The 4,750-nt window shown below is 67.7% G+C and carries 5 protein-coding genes; 3 read left to right on the top strand and 2 right to left on the bottom strand.

All coding sequences use genetic code 11. From position 1 onward, the window contains the following. The coding region (locus tag ACEN88_RS24580; protein ID WP_413343895.1) for a hypothetical protein at window positions 1–191 on the bottom strand (191 nt) is incomplete at its 3' end. Between the two features lie 99 nt (window positions 192–290). Between ACEN88_RS24580 and ACEN88_RS24575 the strand changes: the two genes are divergently transcribed. The 3 genes from ACEN88_RS24575 to ACEN88_RS24565 all read left to right on the top strand — a co-directional run bounded on the left by ACEN88_RS24575 (window position 291) and on the right by ACEN88_RS24565 (window position 3,522). Then, window positions 291–1,220 (top strand): bile acid:sodium symporter family protein, encoded by a 930-nt coding sequence (locus ACEN88_RS24575; RefSeq protein WP_413343893.1) that lies wholly within the window; start codon window positions 291–293, stop codon window positions 1,218–1,220. 78 nt (window positions 1,221–1,298) lie between these two features. Beyond that, complete coding sequence (locus ACEN88_RS24570) at window positions 1,299–2,546, top strand: b-glycosidase (protein WP_413343891.1); 1,248 nt, start codon at window positions 1,299–1,301, stop codon at window positions 2,544–2,546. 193 nt (window positions 2,547–2,739) lie between these two features. Beyond that, window positions 2,740–3,522, top strand: a complete 783-nt coding sequence (locus tag ACEN88_RS24565; protein WP_413343889.1) for an SDR family NAD(P)-dependent oxidoreductase — start codon at window positions 2,740–2,742, stop codon at window positions 3,520–3,522. Window positions 3,523–3,626: 104 nt separating this feature from the next. Here the strand turns inward: ACEN88_RS24565 and ACEN88_RS24560 are convergent, their stop codons facing one another. Next, window positions 3,627–4,625, bottom strand: a complete 999-nt coding sequence (locus ACEN88_RS24560; RefSeq protein ID WP_413343887.1) for an aldo/keto reductase — start codon at window positions 4,623–4,625, stop codon at window positions 3,627–3,629. Window positions 4,626–4,750 lie beyond the last annotated feature (125 nt).

Below are 4,750 nucleotides of genomic sequence, written 5' to 3'. Positions count from 1 at the left end.
CGCGACAACTGGCCGCCGAGCGCCTGGTCCAGCGCGAGCAGGCCGCCGGCCATGCCGCCGCCGAGTTCATGCTCGAACATGCAGGCGACGCTGAAGTCGACGTCGGCGTGGGATGGGCCCCAGGCGACGACGTCGAACTGGACGCCGTCGGCGGTGCCGATCGGCAGGCGGGTGGGTGAGGTGTCGGTCATGATGGGGCCATGCTAACGCGGTTCGCGCCGCCATGCACCGGCCAATGGTCAGGGTGGCGGACATATAATGGCGGACCCATCAGATCAGGAGACCCCAGCGTGAACGCCATCGAAAAAGCCAGCGCCTTCGTCGGCAAGACCTTCTCGTTGTGGGTGCTGCTGTTCGCCGCCCTCGGATTCTTCGCGCCCCAGCTGTTCGTCGGTTATAAAGGCTGGATCGCGCCGCTGCTGGGCATTGTCATGTTCGGCATGGGGCTCACGTTGTCCACGGAAGACTTCCGCGAGGTGTTCCGGCGGCCGAAGGACGTCGCGATCGGCGTCGTCGGCCACTACCTCATCATGCCCGGCATCGCGTACGTGCTGGCCATCGCGCTGCGCCTGCCGCCGGACATCGCGGTCGGCGTGATCCTCGTCGGCTGCTGCCCCAGCGGCACCGCGTCCAACGTGATGACGTTCCTGTCGCGCGGCGACGTGGCGCTGGGCGTATCGATCGGCGCGGTGTCCACGCTGATCGCGCCGTTCGCCACGCCGGCGCTCGTGTCGCTGCTGGCAGGTGCGTGGATGCAGATTAATACGACGTCGCTGTTCATGGACATCGTGCAGGTCGTGATCCTGCCGATCGCGCTGGGCATCGTCGCCAAGACGCTGTTCCGCCGGCAGGCCGCGGCCAGCGTGAAGGCGCTGCCGCTCGTGTCCACGGTGGCGATCGTGCTGATCATCGCGATCATCGTCGCCCTGAACCAAAGCAAGCTGCTGACGAACGGCCTCTTGATGTTCGCGGCCGTCATCCTGCACAACCTGCTCGGATTCGCGCTTGGCTATCTGTTCGCGCGGCTGTTCGGCATGGACCTCGCCAAGCGCAAGGCGGTGATGTTCGAGACCGGCATGCAGAACTCCGGCCTCGGCGCGGCGCTGGCGGCGGCGCATTTCAGCCCGCTGGCGGCCGTGCCGAGTGCCTTGTTCAGCGTGTGGCACAACCTGTCGGGGTCCGCGCTGGCGACGTGGTTTGCCGGTAAGGACGACAAGTAGTCCTGCGGCAAGCGTGCACGGCCGGTTTTCGAGTCCGGGCTATACTCGGCTCCGCCCGAGAATCGAAAGGAGAGCCGCGTGGCACAGCGTCCCGGAATCTTTCCCACTTTTTTCCTGTCCGGTTTCGAATGCTCCACCTTCCTGTGGGGAAAAGACCGCGTCCGCCGCAACCTGGTGGCGGAAACGGGGCATGACCGCCATGCCGGCGAAGACTACGCGCGGCTTGCCCGCCTCGGCATCGCCGTCGCCCGCGAGGGCATCCCGTGGCCCATGGTGGACAAGGGCGGCCGCTACGATTTTTCCGGGCTGGACTCGTACATCGCCGCGATGAACGCGGCCAAGGTCATCCCGGTCTGGGACCTGTGCCACTACGGCTATCCGGACGATCTCGATCCATTCGACGATGCGTTCGTGGACCGTTTCGCAAGTTACTGCCGCGCGGCCGCCGCATACGTGGTGCCGAAGGTCCGCGGCCCACACTTTTTCACGCCGATCAACGAGATCACCTTCTTTTCGTTCTGCGCCGGCGAGTGGGGCTGGGCCGCGCCGTACCGTTGTTCGCGCGATGACCGCATGCAGTTGCGTCTGGCGCTGTGCCGCGCCGCGATCGCGGGCGTGAAGGCGATCCGCGAAGTCGATCCGGAGGCGCGCATGGTGCACGTGGATCCGCTGGTGCGCGTCGTCGCGCCGCGCGACCGTCCGGACCAGGTGGAGGCGGCACGCCATGAAACGGAAGTCGACACCTTCCTCGCGTGGGACATCCTGTACGGCCGCGAGCACCCCGAGTTCGGCGGATCGCCCGAGGTGCTGGACATCGTCGGCGCGAACTCGTATTCGTTCGGGCAGATGGAGTACCGCGAGCACGGCCCGCACGCGCCGCTGGCCCCGGACGACGACCGCATCGCGCCGCTGTGCGACATGCTGGAGACGGTCTGGCAACGCTATCGCAGGCCGATGATCATCGGCGAGACGAGCGGCCTCGGTCGCGGGCGCGCCAGCTGGCTGCACGATGTGATGTGCGAATCGCTGGCGGCCGTGCGGCGCGGGATGGACCTGCAGGGCATCTGCCTGTTCCCGGGTATCGACATGCCGGACTGGCATACCGGCGAGTGGGTGCACAACGGAATCCACGACCTCGTCGACAAGGGCGGCGACCTGGAACGGGTGCCCGACCAGGCCTACGTCGACGAGTTGCGGCGCTGGCAGAAGGAGCTGAACCGCGTCACCGCGCTGGACGAAGACCCGTTCAGCGACCCGGTGGAACTGCAGGACGTGATCGACGCGGCGCACCGCCTCGACATGAAGCCCGATAAGAATTGGTGCTGAGGATCGGGTGCTGAGGCGTCCGCCGCGACACCTGTCGGCCGCGATACGGATGGTGCTGCGACACCTGTCGCACGCGCGGCCCGCCATTCTCCGTTTTCCCCCTGATTTCCCGTCCGTGCCGCCACTGGCACGCTAGTTGCGTTCAGTCCGGCGGCAACATCGTTCGGGACCAACCAACAATGAGGAGACGGATATGTCGAATTTACTGCCGCTGGCCGGCCGCTCGGCCATCGTGACGGGCGGTGCGCGCGGTATCGGCAAGGGCATCGTGCTGGAACTCGCGCGCGCCGGGGCCGACGTGCTGATTGCCGACCTGCTGGAGGATACCATGCAGGCGACGGCGGACGAAGTCAGGGCGCTGGGCCGGCGCGCGCTCACCCGGCGCGTGGACGTGACCGACGCCGCGCAGGTGCAGGCCATGGTCGACGAGGCCGTCGCGGCGTTCGGCGCGCTGGGCATCCTCGTCAACTGCGCGGGCGTCATCAACATCCGCCCGGTCGCGGACCTGACGGAGAAGGACTGGGACGTCGTCATGGACGTCAACGCCAAGGGTACGTTCCTGGGATGCCGTGCCGCGCTGGCGCCGATGCGCGGGCAGGGGTGGGGCCGCATCATCAACGTCGCGTCGATCGCGGGCAAGGAAGGCTTTCCCAATCTCGCTCACTACAGCGCGTCGAAGTTCGCGGTGGTCGGGTTCACGAACGCGCTGGCCAAGGAAGTGGCACAGGAGGGCATCACGGTGAACGCCATCTGTCCCGGCGTCGTGCGCACCTATATGTGGGACCGTCTCGCCGACGAATGGAAGCAGGAGGGGGAGTCGGTCGAGGATTCCTGGGCGCGCCACCAGCTCACGCTCATCCCGCAGGGCCGCGCCCAGACACCCGAGGACATGGGCCGCATGGCGGTCTTTCTCGCGACGATGGAGAACGTGACCGGCCAGTCCGTCAACGTGGACGGCGGCTTCACCTTCCACTAGCCGCCTCGCACCGCTTTCAGGAAGCCGGGACGGTACGGCGGTGCCGTCCTGTCGTTGCCGCCGGCACGCCGTCGTCCCTGTGGCGGCGTGCCGTTTTTTTTCGGCTACTGCGAGGCCAGGATCGCCTCGATCGCCGCGATCTCGTCGCCCGCCAGCGGCGCCATCTCCACCGCGCGCACGGCATCCAGCACCTGCTGCGGCCTGCTCGCGCCGATCAGCACGGAGGCAATCGAAGGCTGGCGTCTTACCCAGCCCAGCGCGAGCTGCGCGAGCGTGCGCCCGCCCGCCTGCGCGACCTGGTTCAGCGCCTCGATGATGCGCAGGCGCTCCGGCGTGATGTGCTCCGGCTTCAGGAAACCGACCTTGCCCGCCGCGCGCGAATCGGCCGGCAGCGTGCCGCCGAGGTAGCGGTCCGTCAGCAGGCCCTGGGCCAGCGGCGAGAACGCGATGCCGCCGATGCCTTCGCGCTCCAGCACGGGAAGCAGGTCCGCCTCCGGCTGGCGCACCAGCATGTTGTAGCGCATCTGGTGGATCACGAACGGCGTGCCCAGGCGGCGCAGTTCCGCCGCCGCGGCGGCCGTGCGCTCGCCGTTGTAGTTCGAGATGCCCGCATACAGCGCGCGGCCGCTGCGCACGATGTAGTCGAGTGCCGCCATCGTCTCTTCCAGCGGCGTGGCGGGATCGGGACGGTGGTGATAGAAGATGTCGACGTAGTCCAGGCCCATGCGCCTGAGGCTCTGGTCCAGGCTCGCGACGAGGTATTTGCGGCTGCCCCAGTCGCCATACGGTCCAGGCCACATCGTGTAGCCGGCTTTCGTGCACACGACCATTTCGTCGCGGTACGGCTTCAAGTCCCGCGCGAGCAGGCGGCCGAAGTTTTCCTCGGCCGACCCGGGCGGCGGGCCATAGTTGTTGGCGAGGTCGAAGCACGTGACGCCGTTGTCGAACGCCGCGCGCACGATCCAGCGCTGGCGATCGAAATCGTCATTGCCGCCGAAGTTGTGCCACAACCCCAGCGACACGGCGGACAGCCGCAGGCCGCTGCGGCCGCAATGCGGGTAGGGCATCGAGCCATAGCGTCCGGCCGCCGCCTCGTACATCATGGATTGACTTTGCCCGCGCCGGCGGCCGGCTTGCAGACGTAGATCGTGGCCGGCTTGCCGTCCGGCGAGCGGTATTCGCGCTCGACGGCGGCACGGGCCGCGTCGACCAGCGCGTGCGGCACGAC

Source organism: Massilia sp. CT11-108, from assembly GCF_047302915.1.
GTDB lineage: Bacteria > Pseudomonadota > Gammaproteobacteria > Burkholderiales > Burkholderiaceae_D > Telluria > Telluria orientalis.
The sequence above is the reverse complement of the archived record's forward strand: the minus strand, read 5'-3'. Positions and strand labels throughout refer to the sequence as shown.

Bases quoted from the DNA above. Each gene is read 5' to 3' on its own strand.
- ACEN88_RS24560 (WP_413343887.1), bottom strand. From the start codon at position 4,625: ATGATGTACGAGGCGGCGGCCGGACGCTATGGCTCGATGCCCTACCCG.
- ACEN88_RS24565 (WP_413343889.1), top strand. From the start codon at position 2,740: ATGTCGAATTTACTGCCGCTGGCCGGCCGCTCGGCCATCGTGACGGGC.